Origin of the sequence: Chromobacterium haemolyticum DSM 19808, assembly GCF_000711885.1 — a bacterium.
Lineage (GTDB): Bacteria > Pseudomonadota > Gammaproteobacteria > Burkholderiales > Chromobacteriaceae > Chromobacterium > Chromobacterium haemolyticum.
In genome coordinates, this window is the sequence record NZ_JONK01000005.1 from 176,418 (window position 1) to 191,820 (window position 15,403).

At 65.5% G+C, this 15,403-nt stretch carries 15 protein-coding genes; 7 read left to right on the forward strand and 8 right to left on the reverse strand.

The features are described from left to right. Window positions 1-218: 218 nt before the first annotated feature. The 8 genes from BR71_RS04505 to BR71_RS04540 form a co-directional block, all read right to left on the reverse strand. Window positions 219-1,082, reverse strand: a complete 864-nt coding sequence (locus tag BR71_RS04505; RefSeq protein WP_019101843.1) for a helix-turn-helix domain-containing protein — start codon at window positions 1,080-1,082, stop codon at window positions 219-221. A gap of 473 nt (window positions 1,083-1,555) precedes the next feature. After that, window positions 1,556-3,646: a flagellar biosynthesis protein FlhA gene (locus tag BR71_RS04510; RefSeq protein WP_043633243.1), complete on the reverse strand. Its 2,091-nt coding sequence runs from the start codon at window positions 3,644-3,646 to the stop codon at window positions 1,556-1,558. Further along, a complete protein-coding gene (gene flhB / locus BR71_RS04515; RefSeq protein ID WP_043633245.1) occupies window positions 3,643-4,785 on the reverse strand; it encodes a flagellar type III secretion system protein FlhB in 1,143 nt (380 codons plus the stop codon). The genes BR71_RS04510 and flhB overlap by 4 nt, the downstream gene beginning before the upstream one ends. Further along, window positions 4,778-5,557 carry a flagellar biosynthetic protein FliR gene (gene fliR / locus BR71_RS04520; RefSeq protein WP_043633249.1) on the reverse strand — a complete coding sequence of 260 codons (780 nt, stop codon included), beginning with the start codon at window positions 5,555-5,557 and terminating at the stop codon, window positions 4,778-4,780. Before fliR ends, flhB begins: the two co-directional genes overlap by 8 nt. A gap of 2 nt (window positions 5,558-5,559) precedes the next feature. Beyond that, entirely contained in the window at window positions 5,560-5,832 is a 273-nt protein-coding gene (gene fliQ / locus BR71_RS04525) for a flagellar biosynthesis protein FliQ (protein ID WP_043590304.1), read from the reverse strand. Window positions 5,833-5,857: 25 nt separating this feature from the next. Continuing rightward, on the reverse strand, window positions 5,858-6,622 hold the full coding sequence (fliP, locus tag BR71_RS04530) for a flagellar type III secretion system pore protein FliP (RefSeq protein ID WP_043633252.1): 765 nt from the start codon (window positions 6,620-6,622) through the stop codon (window positions 5,858-5,860). Beyond that, window positions 6,622-6,990: a flagellar motor switch protein FliN gene (gene fliN / locus BR71_RS04535; RefSeq protein ID WP_244269587.1), complete on the reverse strand. Its 369-nt coding sequence runs from the start codon at window positions 6,988-6,990 to the stop codon at window positions 6,622-6,624. The genes fliP and fliN overlap by 1 nt, the downstream gene beginning before the upstream one ends. Window positions 6,991-7,015: 25 nt before the next feature. After that, entirely contained in the window at window positions 7,016-7,882 is an 867-nt protein-coding gene (locus BR71_RS04540; RefSeq protein WP_043590303.1) for a FliM/FliN family flagellar motor switch protein, read from the reverse strand. 474 nt (window positions 7,883-8,356) lie between these two features. Between BR71_RS04540 and fliE the strand changes: the two genes are divergently transcribed. The 7 genes from fliE (at window position 8,357) to fliD (ending at window position 15,359) form a co-directional block, all read left to right on the forward strand. Continuing rightward, window positions 8,357-8,698: a flagellar hook-basal body complex protein FliE gene (fliE, locus tag BR71_RS04545; protein WP_043590300.1), complete on the forward strand. Its 342-nt coding sequence runs from the start codon at window positions 8,357-8,359 to the stop codon at window positions 8,696-8,698. 18 nt (window positions 8,699-8,716) lie between these two features. Further along, complete coding sequence (gene fliF / locus BR71_RS04550; RefSeq protein ID WP_240314890.1) at window positions 8,717-10,417, forward strand: flagellar basal-body MS-ring/collar protein FliF; 1,701 nt, start codon at window positions 8,717-8,719, stop codon at window positions 10,415-10,417. Beyond that, entirely contained in the window at window positions 10,401-11,453 is a 1,053-nt protein-coding gene (locus BR71_RS04555) for a flagellar motor switch protein FliG (RefSeq protein WP_019103733.1), read from the forward strand. The genes fliF and BR71_RS04555 overlap by 17 nt, the downstream gene beginning before the upstream one ends. After that, window positions 11,450-12,157: a flagellar assembly protein FliH gene (gene fliH / locus BR71_RS04560; protein ID WP_043633262.1), complete on the forward strand. Its 708-nt coding sequence runs from the start codon at window positions 11,450-11,452 to the stop codon at window positions 12,155-12,157. The genes BR71_RS04555 and fliH overlap by 4 nt, the downstream gene beginning before the upstream one ends. 3 nt (window positions 12,158-12,160) lie before the next feature. Continuing rightward, complete coding sequence (fliI, locus tag BR71_RS04565; RefSeq protein ID WP_043633264.1) at window positions 12,161-13,474, forward strand: flagellar protein export ATPase FliI; 1,314 nt, start codon at window positions 12,161-12,163, stop codon at window positions 13,472-13,474. Next, complete coding sequence (gene fliJ / locus BR71_RS04570) at window positions 13,471-13,905, forward strand: flagellar export protein FliJ (protein ID WP_043590291.1); 435 nt, start codon at window positions 13,471-13,473, stop codon at window positions 13,903-13,905. The genes fliI and fliJ overlap by 4 nt, the downstream gene beginning before the upstream one ends. Window positions 13,906-14,015: 110 nt before the next feature. Next, window positions 14,016-15,359: a flagellar filament capping protein FliD gene (gene fliD / locus BR71_RS04575; RefSeq protein ID WP_043633265.1), complete on the forward strand. Its 1,344-nt coding sequence runs from the start codon at window positions 14,016-14,018 to the stop codon at window positions 15,357-15,359. Window positions 15,360-15,403: the final 44 nt, after the last annotated feature.

The window sequence follows — 15,403 nt, forward strand, 5'->3', positions numbered from 1 at the left end:
GGTACATGAGCATTTTGAGCTTGTACTCACCGCGCAACGCTTCACGACGCGCAGCAAACTTTGAACTAGTTCTTAGAGCCTGTTCACGATCTCGCGAGCAAGAGCGAGACAAGGCGAAAACGAGCGAAAAAGCGGAATGGTCGAGTGGTACATGAGCATTTTGAGCTTGTACTCACCGCGCAACGCTTCACGACGCGCAGCAAACTTTAAACAGGTTCTCAGACTTCCAGGTCGTGGGCGGCGGTGACCACATTGGTGATCTGCAGCGCCAGGATGGAGCCCGGGGTCGGCTTGCCGATGTAGTAGACGCCCTGGATGCGCAAGGCCTGCTGCAGCGCGGATTCGTATTCCTCGGCGTGGCCGGTCAGCACGATGATGGGCACGGTGGACGAGCGCTGGCGTATGGTCTCGATGACCTTCATGCAGTCCTCGTCGCCCAGCACCCAGTCCAGCACGAAAGCGTCGAACTCTTCGTGCGGCAGCGCGGCCAGCAGTTCGGACGGGGATTCGTAGGGCAGGGCGAACAGGCCCTGGCGCACCAGCACCGCGGCTAGGATGTCGGCGTCCATATCGTCCAGCACCGCCACCAGCAAGCGCTTGTTGTTGGCGCGCTTGGGCGGCTGCACCGCCAGATAGGTGACTTCGTGGCCGTTGATGCAGCGGTCGTGGCTGCCTGGATACACGTGCCAGCTGTCGCCCTGACGACGCGCCAGCAGCAGCGGCGAGATGGAATCGTCCTGCACCACGTCGCCCAGCTGTATCCAGCAATGAGCTTCCTCGGTGTGGTCGGTCAGGTGGAGGATGGCGGGGATCAGGTCGGCGTCCGGCACCCGTACCGGCCGGCGGTTGTCCTGAGACACCAGCAGTTCGGACGTGGGCAGGCCCAGATATTGGGCCAGCTTCTCCAATTGACCCAACTGCCACTGGCTGCTGCCGTTGAGCTTGCGGTAGGTTTGCGACGCGCTCAGGCCCAGCACTTCTTCGATCAGGCTGACCTGTTGAGACTCCGCCAGGCCGCGCTGTTCCAGGTGCGTGCGGATATTGGCGTTGATGATTTCCGTGGTTGGCTTGTTCTGTGTCATTTGCATATCTTTGGAGTAGGGCGACTATCGGGTCGTTCTGGTCCGCAGCTTGCCGTCGGCGTGGGCGGAGGGCTGCTGTCTTTGTTCATTATCGGCGGCGGCGAGCGGAAGGCGGATGGCCTTCCGGGCAGGGGTGGGCATGTCGACGCTTTGGTTTATGTTTTAGCCGATATTAGTCAGTTTTTGCAAAATTTGCGAAAAATTTCGCTAAAAGTGCAAAAAAGTTTTCATTTTAAAAGTAGTCATACAGATTGAAACCTGTTCCTTGGTACAGATTGGGGCTGGATTATGCCTTTGCGTTATCGTGTTGGGTTTGAAATTTTTTGGCTAAATAATTGATTGTTTTTGGGTATTCGGGAAATGAGGACGACGGCGGGCGCAGGGGGTGGAGTGTTGTAATTTCGCATATCATGCGAAGGGCGCGCGGGCGCGGCGACGCGCGCCCACACGCCCCGCGGCCTTGGGGCGGCGGATCAGCCCAGGGTGCCGGTGAGGCTGACCTCTCGGGTTTCCGGCACTTCGTTGTAGGACAGCACGTGCAGGCCGGGCGCGAACAAGCGCGCGTAGCGCGCCAGCAGCGGGCGGATCTGCGGCATCACCAGCAGGATGGGCGCGTGGCCCAGTTGCTTCATCTGATCGCGCACCACCGGCATATTGGCCTGCAGCTGCTGCAGCACATTGGGGTCGATGGGGAAGCTGTCCAGCTGCGGCTTGCCGGTTTGCTGCGCCTGGCTCAGCGCGCCCAGCAGCAGGTTTTCCAGATCCGCGGACAGGTTGAAGGCCTTCATCTCGCCGCGCGGACCCAGGATGGACTGCACGATCTGGCGCTTCAGCGCGCAACGCACTTCAGCCGCCAGCATGATGGGGTCCTTGCTGCTTTCGCTGGCGTCCAGCAGGGCGTTGGCGATGGGGGCGATGTCTTTCAGCGACACATTGTCGGTCAGCAGTTGGCGGTAGGCCTTGAGCTGCAAGGGCGCAGGCAACGCCTGGTTCAGCGCGGAAGCGAGCTTGGGCGCCAGCGCGGACAGCCGCTCGTTGATGGCGGCCACGTCGTCGTGGCGGAACAGCTCGGACAAGTGCTCGCGCATCACCTTGTTCAGATGGGTGGCCACCACGCTGGCGCAGTCCACGACTTGGTAGCCCAGGCCCAGCGCCTTGCTCTTGTCGTCCGGCAGGATCCAGGTCACCGGCATGGCGTAGGCCGGGTCCACGCCGGGCATGCCGTCCACTTCGCCGTACAGTTCCGGCGAGGGTATGGCCATCAGCCGGTCGGCGTAGACCTCGCCTTCGGCCACGGTGTTGCCGCTGAGCAGGATGGCGTACTGCGAGGGCTTGAGGCGCAGATCGTCGCGCAGATTCACTTGCGGCATCAGTACGCCCATGCTCTCGCTCAGGCTTTGACGCACGCCGCGCACGCGCTTGGCCAGCGGCGCGCCCTGGCTCTTGTCCAGCAGCGACACCAGTTTGTAGCCCAGGTTGACGCCCAGGGTGTCCACATAGGGCAGGGCGGCCCATTCCAGTTCGATGTCGGCGTCGCCGGCCAGCGCGCTTTTCGCCAGCGCCGGGTCCGGCAGGTTGGGCAGCACCTGCTGGCGCTGGTGCAGCCGCCAGGCGACGAAGCCCAGCAGCAGCGCGAAGCCGAGGAAGGTGGGCCAGGGCATGCCGGGGATGGCTGCCAGCACCAACATCATGCCGGCGGCGCTCATCAGCACGGTGGGAGAAGCCAGCATCTGCTTGCCCACTTGTTCCTGCATGTCGCCGCCGTCGCTGATGCGGGTGACGATGATGGCGGCGGCGGAGGACAGCAGCAGCGCCGGAATCTGCGCCACCAGGCCGTCGCCTATGGTCATCAGCGCGTACTGGCGGAAAGCGTCGCCGGCGGACAGGCCGTGCATCAGCGCGCCGATGGCCACGCCGCCGAACAGATTGATGATCAGGATCAGGATGCCGGCGATGGCGTCTCCGCGCACGAACTTGGAGGCGCCGTCCATCGCGCCGTAGAAATCGGCCTCGGTGGCGATGTCGCGGCGGCGCTGCTGCGCCTGCTCTTGGTTGATCAGGCCGGCGTTGAGGTCGGCGTCGATGGCCATCTGTTTGCCGGGCAGCGCGTCCAGGGTGAAGCGGGCGGAGACTTCCGAGATCCGTTCCGCGCCCTTGGTCACCACCATGAAGTTGATGATCATCAGGATGACGAACACCACCATGCCGACAACGAAGTTGCCGCCTATCACCACCTGGCCGAAGGCCTCGATCACCCGGCCGGCGGCGTGGGTGCCTTCATGGCCGTGCAGCAGCACCACCCGGGTGGAGGCCACGTTCAGCGACAGCCTGAGCAGGGTGGTGGCCAGAATGATGGTGGGGAAGGCGGAGAAGTCCAGCGGCCGCTTGGCGGAGACGCTGACCAGGATGACGATGATGGCCAGCACGATGTTGAAGGTGAACAGCATGTCCAGCGCCATCGGCGGCAGCGGCAGCATCACCATGGCCAGTATGGCCAGCAAAAACAGCGGGGCGGCGATCTTGTGGCGGCCGATGTCGGCCAGCAGTCGGGTGAAAGCGTTCATGGTGCGGTTCTGGGATCGGCCATGTCGCGCGGGATCGGCAAATCGTCCGGCAGCCGCGGCTGGCTGCGGCGCGATCCGTTGCGGAAGGCCTTGAGTTGCATGACATAGGTCAGGACTTGCGCCACCGCTCGGTACAGGGGCGCGGGAATTTGCTGGTTGACCTGAGTGGTGTGGTAGACGGCGCGCGCCAGCGGCGGCAGCGGCACGATGTCCACCTGGTGCTCCTGAGCCACCTGACGGATGTAGAGCGCCATCTCGTCCAAGCCCTTGGCGATGATGAACGGCGCTTCCGCGCGTTCCTCATCGTATTTCAACGCCACCGCGTAGTGCTCCGGGTTGACGATGACCACGTCCGCGGTGGGCACGGCCTTGCGCACGCCGCGCTGGGCCATCTGCATCTGGATCTGCCGGATGCGCTGCTTGATCTCCGGCCGGCCCTCGGTGCTTTTGTACTCTTCCTTGATCTCCTGCTTGCTCATCTTCTGCTGCTTCATGAACAGCAGGATTTGCAGCGGCAGGTCGATCAGCGCGAACAACATGAACACCGCGGTCAGCGTCAGCAAGGCGTTGATCAGCAGCTCCGCGCTGCCGGCCAGCGCGGTGGCGAAGGGCGCGCCCTGCAAGGCGAAAAAATCCTCCAGCGCGCTCTGGCTCAGCCGGTACAGCACCCAGCCCAGCAGCAGCGCCTTGGCGATGGATTTGCCGATTTCGCTGGCGTGGCGCGCCGAGGCGATGCGGCCGAAATGGGCCAGCGGGTTGAAGCGCTCCAGCTTGGGCTGCAGATGGTTGAAGCTGAAGACCCAGCCGCCGGGGTAGAGCGAAACCACGATCATGCACAGCGGAATCACCGCCAGCGGCAGCACCATCTTGACCAGCAGCAGCAAGGTGCCGGCAAACAGCTTGGACCAGCTGTTGTCCAGCGCGCCGCTGCCGGAGAGCGGGGCGAAGGCCAGGGCGAACAGCTGCCGGAACTCGTCCAGCCACTGCGGCATCATCCAGAAAGCCAGTTTCAGCGCCAACAGCAGGCCCAGCGCGGCGGCCAGATCGCGCGAGCGCGGCACCTGGCCTTGCTTGCGCGCCTGCCGCAGCTTGTGCGGCGTGGCCTTTTCGGTTTTATCGCCGCCGCGCCCCTCAGCCATGACCGGCCCTCAGCATGCCGCCCAGCAGGCGCAGCATCTGTTCGTTCAGGTTCAGGTATTGCTGCGGGATGAAGCGCGCCACCAGGCCCAGCGTGCCCAGGCCGAACAGAGTAATCAGCGGGAAGCCCAGCGAAAACAGGTTCAGCGACGGTGCCACCCGGTTGATCATGCCGACGCCGGCTTGCACCACAAAGGTGGCGAACACCGCCGGCAGCGCCAGCAGCATGGCGGCGGACAGCACCCAGGCCACGCCGCCGGCCAGCATGGACAGCGAGGCCGCCGGCACGCCGCCGCCCACCGGCCAGGCCTGGAAGCTGGCGTAAACCACCTGGATCAGCAGCAAATGGCCGTCCAGCGAGAAGAAGATCATGGCGCCCAGCAGGTAGAGCAGGCTGGACACCACGTCGGAGGAGTTGCCGTTGCCGGGGTCGTTCATCACCGCCATGGACAGCGCCATCTGCGAGGACACCAGGAAGCCGAGCACGGCCAGCACGGCCAGCACCAGCTGAAAGGCGAGGCCGAAGACGAGGCCGATCACCGCCTGCTCGATGCTGGCGGCGACGCCGGCCAGCGAGAACAGGTCCAGCTTGGGCAGCGGCAGGGTGGCCGGCAGCGTGGCGGCGGACAGCGCCAGCGCCAGGCCGATGCGCACCCGCACCGGCACCATGCCCTCGCCGATGAAGGGCGCGACGCTGAAGGCGGCCATCAGCCGGCAAAACGGCCACCAGAAGGCCGGAATCAACTCCAGCAGTTGGGCGTAGAGGCCGGTCACGGCTATCCGACCAAACCGGCGGCGCGCTGGAACATCGCCACGCAGAAATCCATCAGAAAACCGGTGATCCAGTGGCCGGCGATGGCGATGGTCAGCAGGGTCACCAGCAGCCGCGGCAGGAAGGACAGCGTCTGCTCGTTGATCTGGGTGGCGGCCTGAATCAGGCTGACGATGACGCCGACGATCAGGCTGGGCAGGATCAGCAGCACCACCAGGGTGACGACGACGCGCAAGCTGTCGTTGACGATGTCGACGGCGATGTCGGGGGTCAGCATGGCAAGTCCATTCTCAAAAGCGCGCTCAATAAGCCTGTATCGAGGTGACCAGGGTGTTCACCGTCAGCGACCAGCCGTCCACCAGCACGAACAGCAGCAGCTTGAGCGGCAGCGAAATCACCAGCGGCGACAGCATCATCATGCCCATCGCCATCAGCACGCTGGACACCACCAGGTCTATCACCAGGAAGGGGATGAACAGCATGCAGCCGATCTGGAACGCGGTTTTCAATTCCGACAGCACGAAAGCCGCGAGCTTGACCGCGAAGGCGTGATCCTGCGGATTGCTGATCTTTTCCTCGCCGGACAGCCTGGCGATCTGCGCCAGCGCGGTTTTGCTGGTTTGCGCCAGCATGAAGCGGCTGATGGGCTTCTGCGCGATCTCCAGCGCCTGCTGCATGGTGATCTTGTCCTGATCGAAGGGCTGCAAGGCCTGGTTCCACACCTCCAGCCCCACCGGCCGCATCACCAGCAGGGTCAGGATCAAGGACACGCCGGTGACGATGCGGTTGGGCAGGCCCTGTTGCAGGCCCAGCGCCTGGCGCAGCAGCGAGAGCACGATGATGAAGCGGGTGAAGCTGGTCATCATCAGCACCAGAACGGGCAAGAGCCCGAGCAGGGTCATCAGGATCAGGATCTGGGTCTTGATGGTGAAATCCACCGGCGTGCCGCCAGCGTTGGCCGACAGCAGTTTCAGCGGTTCGGCCTGACAGGCGGCGGCCAGCGCCCAAAGCCCCGCAGCGATGAGGCTGGGTTGCAGCAGCGGGCGCAGCTTCTTCAAGGCTTCCATCAGGTCAGGCTGTCCAGTTCCAGATCGTTGAGCTCCACCACCCGCAGGCCGTAGTTCTCGCCGGCCACCACCACCTCGCCGCGGCCGATCACAGTGCCGTTGACCTTGATGTCCAGCGGTTCGCCGGCCAGCTTGTCCAGCTCCACCACCGAACCGTTCTCGATATTGACCAGATCGGCCAGCGAGATGTCGGCGCCGCCCACTTCCAGCGTCAGCCGGACCGGGATCTTGCGCAGGAACTGGGTCATGTCGCGCTGCGGCCGGCGCGCCGCGCCGTCGTCTGCCGGCTTGGCGTCCGCGTCGTTTTGGCCGTCCAGGCCGTCCAGCACGCCGCCCAGATCGAAATCGTCGTTCAAGTCCATGCTCATCCTTGCTTGTTCTGTGTTTGTAGAGTTATTCGCTGACGACAAAGCCGGTCAGGCACAGCTTGCCGTGCTGCTCGGCCACCTCGGCCTCGAACAGCCGCGAAGCGCCGACCAGCACTTCGCTTCTGGCCTGCAGCGTCACCGGCAGCACGCTGCCGGGGCGCAGGTCCATGATGTCGCCCAGCGCCATTTCGCGGTCCAGCAAGCGCGCTTGCAAGCGCACCCGCAGCCGGTCGCGGAAGGTCTCCGCCGGCGCGGCTTGGGCGTCGGCGCTGTCGCGGCGGCCGGACAGGTTTTTCAGCAGACGTTCGAAGCAGGCGGCGTCCAATTGCAGACGCAGCGCGCCGACGGCGTGTTCGCCGTCGCCGATGTCCAGGCGGATTTCCCAGACCCCGGTGCCGGGCGGCACGAAAGGCAGCAGCGCGCAGTCGGCGGGGCCGGGCGGCAGGCCGCCGGCCTGACGGTCCAGCCGCAATACGCATTGCAGCAGGCGGGGCAGCAAGCGCTCGGCCAAGCTGCGCGCCAAGCGGCGCTCGGTTTCGGTTTCCGCCGGCGCGCCGGCGTCGGCGTCCGGCTGCGTTGCCGGCGCGCCGAAGCGGTAATCCAGCAAGCGCAGCAACAGCGGCCGTTCGATATGGCTGCCCAGCTGGCAGCCGTCCAGCGCGTGCCACAGCCAGCGGCGCTCGTCGGCGGCCGGCTGCGCCTGCTCAAGCGCGCGGATATGGAAGCGCGCGTGGTAGCGGCGGTTCAGCTCTTGCTGCAGGAAATCCGCCAGCTCTTCTTGCAGCGCTTTGCCGAAGACGGGCAGCAGATGGAACGGCCGTCCCAGCGTGCGCAGGTCGAGAGCCGGCAACTGGGCGCCGTCATGCTGCGAAATGATTCTGGCTCTTGGCATCTCGATTCTCGGTGAAGGCGTGGGCGTGGCGCCGCCGGCGTCTGCGCGCCCGGCCGGCGCGCGCGGGCGACGGAAAGGGCGCGGTTCTTAAGCCGCGGCGGCCTGGTGTACATCAAGGCCGGCCTTCTGCGACGCCGGATGCGAAATGTACTAGAAGGTACTAAATTCGCGGCTCGCGGACGGAGGCAAACGGCAGGCTAAACCTTATGGAGTGTGCATCTTACTGGCTGCCGCCGCTGGGTAAAGGGGGAAAATTCACGTCACACTTTGTGAAAATTCACGGCTGTTGGTTTAAGCATAAAGTTTAAAATCGCCGCTCGTATCCTGGCGTCAGGATGATGGCATGGTTACAAGTCCTCATCTCGGGGCTGCCGCTTCGATACGCTCGCCGCCGCAGGGCGGCGGGCCGCAGACGTGAAACCGGCCTTGATTGGCCAGTCAATAATAACGGGCTCCGCCCGACAAGGATTTCCGATGGCGACCAACCTGGGTTTGATGATTCATGCCGACCGCAAGCAGATGCTCGGCGAAATGGCCGGGATGGCGCGCAGCGCGCCGATTGCGCCGCCGCAGCACAGCGAAGAACCCGCCACCACAGCCAGCTTCTCCGACGCCATGGGCGCGGCCATCCGCGACGTGGACGCGCAGAACCGCGCGGCTTCCGAAAAAATGGCCGACGTGGACAGTGGCAAAAGCGACGACCTGGTCGGCGCCATGCTGATGAGCCAGGAAGCCAGCCTGTCGTTCTCCATGCTGATGCAAGTGCGCAATAAGGTAGTGGGCGCCGTGGACGACTTGATCAAGATGCAGCTGTAAGCCGCGAGGACCATGCCCGTGTTGAATCGTTTTCGCAGCGGCGTCGCGGCCGTGCAAACCCGTCTGGGCGGCCGTTGGCCCGTTTCCGGAGACTCCTTGCGCCTGGCGCTGCCCATCGTCGCGCTGGCCATAGGCGTCACCGTCATGATCAGCCTGTGGCTGTGGCGCGACGACGCCAGCTACAAGCCGGTGTTCGGCGCACAGGAAAAAGTGGTGGCCGCCGACATGATGGCGGTGCTCGACGCCGAAAAAATTCCTTATCGCATCCATCCGCAAACCGGCCAGGTGTTGGTGCCGGACAGCCAACTGGGCCGCGTGCGCATGCAGCTGGCGGCCAAGGGCGTGGTGGCGCAGCTGCCGTCCGGCCTGGAGCTGTTGGACAAGAACGACCCGCTGGGCGTCAGCCAGTTTGTGCAGGACGTGCGTTTCCGCCGCGGACTGGAAGGCGAACTGGTGCAAAGCATTCTGGCGCTGGAGCCGGTGTCCGCGGCGCGCGTGCATCTGTCGCTGCCGCGCGCCACGTCCTTCGTCGGCGCCGCCAACGACAAGGGCTCCGCCTCGGTGGTGGTGACCCTCAAGCCCGGCCAGCAACTGAACAACGAGCAAGTGGCCGCGGTGATCAAGCTGGTGGCCGGCAGCGTGTCCACGCTGTCGCCGTCTCAGGTCACTCTGGTGGACCAGGCAGGCAATCTGCTGTCTTCCCGCGTGGACTTGAGCGACGACGGCATGCTGGGGGGCAATGAGAGCGACGCCGCGCGACGCTTCCGCGAGGAAGCGCTGCAAAACGTTCGCGACCTGCTGACCCCGGTGTTGGGCAAGGACAATTTCAAGGTGAGCGTCACCGCCGACGTGGACAACGACCGCGTAGAGGAAACCCGCGAGAAATACGGCGAAGCGCCCAAGGTCACCAACGAGGCCTCCCGCGAGGAAACCTCCACCGAGAAAATGGCCTTGGGCGTGCCCGGCTCGCTGAGCAACCGTCCGGTCAACACCGACGCCTCCGGCTCCGCCTCGGAAAAAGCCGGCAACAGCAAGAACGCCGTCACCCGCCAATACGCTTACGACCGCAGCGTCACCCAGATCAAGAAGGCGCGCGGCACGCTGCGCCGCCTGAGCGTGGCCGTGGTGTTGAACCAGGCCGCCGCGCCGGCCAAGGGCGGCTGGAAGCCGGCCGAGCTGGCCAATGTGGACAAGGTGCTGCGCAACGGCCTGGGCATCCACGCCGAGCGCGGCGACACCCTGGCGGTGTCCACGCTCAACTTCTCCGCGCTGTCCGAGCCGGAGCCGATCTGGATGCAGCAAGACACCTGGTTCGAAGCCGCGCGCTGGGCCGTCTACGCCTTCGGCGTGCTGCTGGCCTACCTGTTGCTGGCGCGTCCGCTGCTGAAGATGCTGCGCCAGCTGACCGACCGCCAACTGCGCGAATACCAGCAGCCGGAAGCGCTGGAATTGAAATCCGATCCGTTGATGGACGGCGCCGATCTGCGCGCCGCGCGTCAGGCTCAGCTGTCCTCCGCGCCGCAACCGGCAGCCTTGGCCGCCGCGGCCGGCGCAGGCGGAAGCCCGGTGGTGCCGCTGCTGGAAAACTACGATCTGCCGCCGGCCGGCTCCAGCGTTGATGTGTTGGTGGACCATCTGAAGGGCTTGGCCGCCAAAGAGCCGGAACGCGTCGCCGAAGTCGTCAAACAATGGGTGCAGAAAAATGGACGAAACCAATAACGCCGTAGCGCCGGCCCTGCCGCCGGCCGCCGCCGCGCCCGCCGCAGATGCGATGAACACCATCGAGCAGGCCGCCGTGCTGCTGTTGTGCATGGGCGAAGAGCCCGCCGCCGCCGTGCTGCGCTGTCTGAGCCGCGAAGAACTGCTGCAAGTGACCCAGGCGATGTCCGGCATGAGCGGCATCAAGGTGGACGCGGTCAAGACCACGATTCAGAAATTCTTCGACGAATACCGCGAGCAGAGCGGGGTGCACGGCGCCAGCCGCGCCTTCCTCAAGCGCTCGCTGGACCTGGCGCTGGGCAGCGACATCGCCAACAGCGTGCTGGACACCATCTACGGCGACGCCATCCGGCCCAAGATGGCGCGGCTGCAATGGGTGTCGCCGCAATGGCTGGCGGACCGCATCGCCGGCGAACACGTGCGCATGCAGGCGGTGTTCCTCGCCTTCCTGCCGCCGGCGCTGGCCGGCCAGGTGGTGGACGCGCTGCCGGCGGACAGCCGCGACAGCGTGCTGGTCAACGTGGCCCGGCTCAAGGACGTGGACCGCGAACTCTTGGAAGAACTGGAAGAACTGGTCAACCGCTGTCTGGAAAGCCTGCACACCCAGAGCACCGCGGTGGAAGGCATGCAGCAGACCGCCGACATCCTCAACCGCCTGCCGGGCGACCGCCAGCGCATGATGGAACTGCTGCGCGCCCACGATCCGGACATCGTCGAGGAAATCGAAACCCGCATGTACGACTTCTTCATCCTGTCGCGCCAGACCGAAGCCGTGCTGATGCGCATCAGCGAAGACATTCCGCTGGAGCAATGGGCCATCGCGCTCAAGGGCGCGGAGCCGGCGGTGCGCGAAGCCATCGTCCAGACCATGCCGCGCCGTCAGGCGCAGAACTTCGACGCCATGATGCGCCGTTCCGGCCCGGTACCGCTCAGCCGCGTGGAAGAAGTGCGCGCGGACATCATGGCCCAGGTCAAACAGCTGGCCCAGGCCGGCGAAATCGACCTGCAGCTATTCCCCGAGGAAGTGGTCGAGTGAAGGCCTGGCGCCCCTTCCGCTTCCCGCCGCTGATCCACAGCGCGCTGGACCTGCCGCTGGACGCGCAGGATTCCGCCCAGATCCAGGCCTCCGCCGCCGATGGTTTCCGTCAGGGCATGGACGCCGGTTACAACGAAGGCCTGGCCAGCGGCGAAGCCGCCGGCCGAGAGGCCGGCTATGCCGCGGGCCTGGAACAGGGCCGCCAGGAAGGGCTGGCGGCGGCGCGCCGCGAAGCCCGGGCGGAACTGGCCGATCTGGGCCGGCCGCTGGAAGCCGCGCTGGCCGAGCTGCGCCGCGTCAGCGAGGAGTACCAGGCGGCGATGCGCGACGAAGTGGTGGAACTGGTGGCCAAAGTGGCGCGCCAGGTCATCCGCTGCGAGTTGGCGCTCAAGCCGGTGCAGATCCTCGACCTGGTGGACGAAACCCTGGCCGCCTTGCCGCCTGGCCAATACCAGCAGGACGAGGTGGAAATCCTGCTCAACGCCGAGGAGTGCCAGCGCATCCGCGAACTGGCGCCGGAGCGCGCCGCGCGCTGGCGTTTGGTGGCCGACGCGCAGCTGCCGCACGGCGAGTGCCGGATCCGCACGCCGGAGTCCGAGGCCGACGCCGGCTGCCAGCAGCGGCTGGAAGCCTGCATCGCCACCGTGCGCGAACAATTGCAAAGCGACGCCGTCGAGCCGGCGGCGGAACAGGCGGAGGCTTAAGCCATGTTGCGTCAGGCGCTGGGACGACTGGAATTGCCGGAGGTGCCGGTGGCCACCGTCAGCGGCCGCCTGGTGGGCGCGTCCGGCCTGCTGCTGGAAAGCGTAGGCTGCCCGTTGGAAACCGGCCAGCGCTGCGTGATTGAAACCACCGGCGGCGGTTGGCTGCAAGCCCAGGTGGTGGGCTTCAAGCGCGAAGTCTCCTATCTGATGCCGTTCAAGAAACCGGTGGGCCTGACCACCGGCGCGCGGGTGTTGCCGGCCGCAGACGGCGGCGGCCTGATGATAGGCCCGTCCTGGCTGGGCCGCATCGTCAACGGTCTGGGCGAGCCGCTGGACGGCCTGGGCCGCCTGGGCGGCGAACAGCCGCTGGCCGCCCATCCGCCGCAGGTCAATCCTTTGAAGAAACAACCGGTGTCCGCGCCGCTGGACGTGGGCGTGCGCGCGATCAACAGCCTGCTCACCATTGGGCGCGGCCAGCGCGTCGGCCTGTTCGCCGGCTCCGGCGTCGGCAAGAGCGTCTTGCTGGGCATGATCACCCGCCATACCGAGGCCGACGTGGTGGTGGTGGGCCTGATCGGCGAGCGCGGCCGCGAAGTGCGGGAGTTCGTCGAGCACTCGCTGGGCGAAGCCGGCCTGGCCAAGGCGGTGCTGGTGGTGGCGCCGGCCGACGAATCGCCGCTGATGCGGCTCAAGGCCACCGAACTGACCCACACCATCGCCGCCCACTTCCGCGACCAGGGCCGCAATGTGCTGCTGCTGGTGGATTCGCTGACCCGCTATGCGATGGCGCAGCGCGAAGTGGCGCTGGCGCTGGGCGAGCCGCCGGCCACCCGAGGCTATCCGCCCTCGGTGTTCGGCCTCTTGCCCTCGCTGGCGGAGAGCGCCGGCAACGGCGAGGGCGGGGCAGGCAGCATGAGCGCCATCTACACCGTGCTGGCCGAGGGCGACGACCAGCAAGACCCGGTGGTGGACACCGCGCGGGCCATTCTGGACGGCCACATCGTGCTGTCGCGCGAACTGGCCGAGCGCGGCCACTATCCGGCCATCGACATCGGCCGCTCGGTCAGCCGCTGCATGAGCCAGCTCACCGAGGCGGAACACGCGGAGGCGGCGCGCGGCGCGCGCGGCGCCTGGTCCCGCTACCAGGAAGTGCGCAGCCTGATTCCCTTGGGCGGCTATGTGGCCGGCGCAGACGCCGAAACCGACCGCGCGGTGCGGCTGATGCCCCGGCTGGAGGCTTTCCTGCGCCAGGGCGCGGCCGAGGCCGCGAGCTATGAAGACAGCCGGAACGGTTTGATGGAGATGATAGCGACATGAACCAGCCCGAAGACGTGCGCCGCCTGGGCCTGATGGTCCAATTGCGGCAACAGGATGTGGACCGCCTGCAAAGCGAGGTGGAAGGGAAGCGCCAGTTGCAGGAGCGCTACCGCCGCAACATTTTGCGCATGGGCGAGCTGTGCGGGCAGAGCGGCGCCAGCGCCGACGCCGGCCATCCGGCTTTGGCGCGCAATTGCGCCGACTACAAGGGCGCGCTGCTGGGGCTGATGGCCTCGCAGCAGCAGGATCTGCAACTGGCCGAGGCGGACGCCGCCGTCAGTCAGCGCGCGCTGCTGCAAGCCAGCCTGCGCCGGGAAGTGATGGTCCAGGTGCGCGATCAGGCGGCGGAAAGCCTGCTGCGTCTGCGGCTGAAGAAAGAACAGAAACAAACCGATGAACTGGCCGGGCAAGCCTGGCTGCGGGGAGCGTGATTATTCACGGCGGCTCAAGAAAAGCCGGACGGCGGTCGCACTGAACAGTCACTACCATCCATCTTCCGCCCGGACGCCGATCCGGCCCGCGCACAGCGAAAGGATTCCAAATGGCTATCGATTTCAGCAAGACCCCGCCCTCGGCGCTGGCTCAAAACGCCGCCAGCCTGTACCTGCAAGACGCCCAGAACCAGCTGGACACCCAGAACAAGGCGGCGCAGGCGCGCGGCGACGCGCTGAACAAGCTGCAAAAAGCCTTGCAGGACTATCGCAGCGCGCTGTCCGGCATCACCAGCAAGAAAAGCCTGGTGGCGATGAACGCCAGCATCAGTCAGGAAGGCTTCGGCAGCGTCAGCGCCAAGGGCAATGCCCAGCCGGGCAACTACTCGCTGTTCATCGAACAAGTGGCCACCGCTCACCAGATGTCTTTTGGCAGCCTGTCCGGCGCCAAGGCTCAAGCCGGCGACAAGATCACCATCCGCCAGGGCAGCGACAGCTTTGAAGTGGACCTCAGCAGCGCGGACCGCGACGGCGACGGCAATCTGTCCCCGTCGGAACTGGCCTTGGCCATCAACCGCGCCAGCGGCAACAGCGGCAAGGTCAACGCCATGGTGTTGAACAACGGCGGCACCAGCCAGCTGGTGATGTCCTCCGGCAAGACCGGCGAGAGCGGCGCCATCACGCTGGACCTGAGCCAAGTCAGCGACGCCGGCCTCAAGACCGGCCTGGCCAATCCCAAGGAACTGACCAAGGGTCAGGACGCCATCGTCTGGCTGGGCAATAAGGACACCGGCGTGCAAATGAAGCAGGCGTCCAACACCTTCGAAAGCATAGACGGCGTCAGCCTGACCATCAGCAAGGCGATGAAGCCTGGCGACACCCCGTTGCAGCTATCGGTATCGCGCAACGACGCCGACACCGTGAGCAATGTGCAAGGCTTTGTCGACAGCTACAACAAGCTGGCCAGCGCCATCGCCGACCTGTCCGCGCCGGGCAAGGAAGGCAAGGCCGGCGGTCCCTTCGCCAGCGACTCCGGCATCCGCAGTTTGAAAGACGGCATCAACAGCCTGCTGCGTCAGCCCTACGACGGCATCACTTTGAACCAGCTGGGCATCAAGGCCAACCGCGACGGCAGCTTGAGCCTGGACAGCAAGAAACTGAACGAAACGCTGAAGGATAAGCCGGACGCGCTGGACCGTTTCGTCAACGGCGACAACAAGAACGGCGTGGTCAAGCAAAGCAGCGACTACCTGGACAAATGGCTGAACGGCAGCAGCGGCCTGCTCAAGCTGCGCAAGGACTCCGAGGCGCGCATCCAGAAAGACCTGGACAGCCGCCAGACGCGGCTGAAAGCCCAGTACGACCAGAGCTACAAGCGATACCTGACGCAGTTCACCCAGCTGCAGAAGATGCAGGAAGACATGCAGAAGACGGTGGACATGCTGTCTTTCTAAGCATGCGCGAGATTGTGAATAGGCTCTGAATCCGTCGCCGGATT